Source organism: Neobacillus sp. FW104-15D2, assembly GCF_058790155.1.
On the sequence record NZ_JBYTCJ010000064.1, the window covers coordinates 1 to 2,943 of the forward strand.

Here is a 2,943-nt window from a genome sequence, read left to right on the forward strand (position 1 = left end):
AAACCTTTTAGGTTAAGTTAGAAAGGGCGCACGGTGGATGCCTTGGCACTAGGAGCCGATGAAGGACGGGACTAACACCGATATGCTTCGGGGAGCTGTAAGTAAGCTTTGATCCGGAGATTTCCGAATGGGGAAACCCACTGCTCGTAATGGAGCAGTATCTTTGCCTGAATTCATAGGGCATTGATGGCAGACCCGGGGAACTGAAACATCTAAGTACCCGGAGGAAGAGAAAGCAAACGCGATTCCCTGAGTAGCGGCGAGCGAAACGGGAACAGCCCAAACCGGAAGGCTTGCCTTCCGGGGTTGTAGGACACTCAACATGGAGTTACAAAGGAACGGGGTAGAAGAAGCGGCCTGGAAAGGCCCGCCAGAGAAGGTAACAGCCCTGTAGTCGAAACTTCGTTCCCTCCTGAGTGGATCCTGAGTACGGCCGGACACGAGAAATCCGGTCGGAAGCAGGGAGGACCATCTCCCAAGGCTAAATACTCCCTAGTGACCGATAGTGAACCAGTACCGTGAGGGAAAGGTGAAAAGCACCCCGGAAGGGGAGTGAAATAGATCCTGAAACCGTGTGCCTACAAGTAGTCAGAGCCCGTTAATGGGTGATGGCGTGCCTTTTGTAGAATGAACCGGCGAGTTACGATCCCATGCAAGGTTAAGTTGAAAGACGGAGCCGCAGCGAAAGCGAGTCTGAATAGGGCGAATGAGTATGTGGTCGTAGACCCGAAACCAGGTGATCTACCCATGTCCAGGGTGAAGGTAGGGTAACACCTACTGGAGGCCCGAACCCACGCACGTTGAAAAGTGCGGGGATGAGGTGTGGGTAGCGGAGAAATTCCAATCGAACCTGGAGATAGCTGGTTCTCTCCGAAATAGCTTTAGGGCTAGCCTCACGTAGTAAGAGTCTTGGAGGTAGAGCACTGTTTGGACTAGGGGCCCTCATCGGGTTACCGAATTCAGACAAACTCCGAATGCCAAAGACTTATCCGTGGGAGTCAGACTGCGAGTGATAAGATCCGTAGTCAAAAGGGAAACAGCCCAGACCACCAGCTAAGGTCCCAAAGTATACGTTAAGTGGAAAAGGATGTGGAGTTGCTTAGACAACCAGGATGTTGGCTTAGAAGCAGCCACCATTTAAAGAGTGCGTAATAGCTCACTGGTCGAGTGACTCTGCGCCGAAAATGTACCGGGGCTAAACGTATCACCGAAGCTGTGGATTGACATCTTCGATGTCAGTGGTAGGAGAGCGTTCTAAGTGCAGTGAAGTCAGACCGTAAGGACTGGTGGAGCGCTTAGAAGTGAGAATGCCGGTATGAGTAGCGAAAGATGAGTGAGAATCTCATCCACCGAATGCCTAAGGTTTCCTGAGGAAGGCTCGTCCGCTCAGGGTTAGTCGGGACCTAAGCCGAGGCCGAAAGGCGTAGGCGATGGACAACAGGTTGATATTCCTGTACCACCTCTTTATCGTTTGAGCAATGGGGGGACGCAGTAGGATAGGGTAAGCGCGCTGTTGGATATGCGCGTCCAAGCAGTTAGGCTGGCAACGAGGCAAATCCCGTTGCCGTGAAGGCTGAGCTGTGATGGCGAGGGAACTATAGTACCGAAGTTCCTGATTCCACACTGCCAAGAAAAGCCTCTAGCGAGATAAAAGGTGCCCGTACCGCAAACCGACACAGGTAGGCGAGGAGAGAATCCTAAGGTGAGCGAGAGAACTCTCGTTAAGGAACTCGGCAAAATGACCCCGTAACTTCGGGAGAAGGGGTGCTCTTTGGGGTTCATAGCCTCGAAGAGCCGCAGTGAATAGGCCCAGGCGACTGTTTAGCAAAAACACAGGTCTCTGCGAAGCCGCAAGGCGAAGTATAGGGGCTGACGCCTGCCCGGTGCTGGAAGGTTAAGAGGAGGGGTTAGCGCAAGCGAAGCTCTGAATCGAAGCCCCAGTAAACGGCGGCCGTAACTATAACGGTCCTAAGGTAGCGAAATTCCTTGTCGGGTAAGTTCCGACCCGCACGAAAGGCGTAACGATCTGGGCACTGTCTCAACGAGAGACTCGGTGAAATTATAGTACCTGTGAAGATGCAGGTTACCCGCGACAGGACGGAAAGACCCCGTGGAGCTTTACTGCAGCCTGATATTGAATTTTGGTACAGCTTGTACAGGATAGGTAGGAGCCTTGGAAGCCGGAGCGCCAGCTTCGGTGGAGGCGTCGGTGGGATACTACCCTGGCTGTATTGAAATTCTAACCCGCACCCCTGATCGGGGTGGGAGACAGTGTCAGGCAGGCAGTTTGACTGGGGCGGTCGCCTCCTAAAATGTAACGGAGGCGCCCAAAGGTTCCCTCAGAATGGTTGGAAATCATTCGCAGAGTGTAAAGGCACAAGGGAGCTTGACTGCGAGACCTACAAGTCGAGCAGGGACGAAAGTCGGGCTTAGTGATCCGGTGGTTCCGCATGGAAGGGCCATCGCTCAACGGATAAAAGCTACCCCGGGGATAACAGGCTTATCTCCCCCAAGAGTCCACATCGACGGGGAGGTTTGGCACCTCGATGTCGGCTCATCGCATCCTGGGGCTGTAGTCGGTCCCAAGGGTTGGGCTGTTCGCCCATTAAAGCGGTACGCGAGCTGGGTTCAGAACGTCGTGAGACAGTTCGGTCCCTATCCGTCGTGGGCGCAGGAAATTTGAGAGGAGCTGTCCTTAGTACGAGAGGACCGGGATGGACGCACCGCTGGTGTACCAGTTGTCTTGCCAAAGGCATCGCTGGGTAGCTATGTGCGGACGGGATAAGTGCTGAAAGCATCTAAGCATGAAGCCCCCCTCAAGATGAGATTTCCCATAGCGTAAGCTAGTAAGATCCCTGAAAGATGATCAGGTAGATAGGTCAGAGATGGAAGTGCGGTGACGCATGGAGTTGACTGATACTAATCGATCGAGGACTTAACCAA

1 rRNA gene is annotated in these 2,943 nt (G+C 53.3%); it reads left to right on the plus strand.

The annotated features are described in order from the left end of the window. Positions 1-10: 10 nt before the first annotated feature. Positions 11-2,943 (plus strand): 23S ribosomal RNA (locus AC3WR0_RS25290).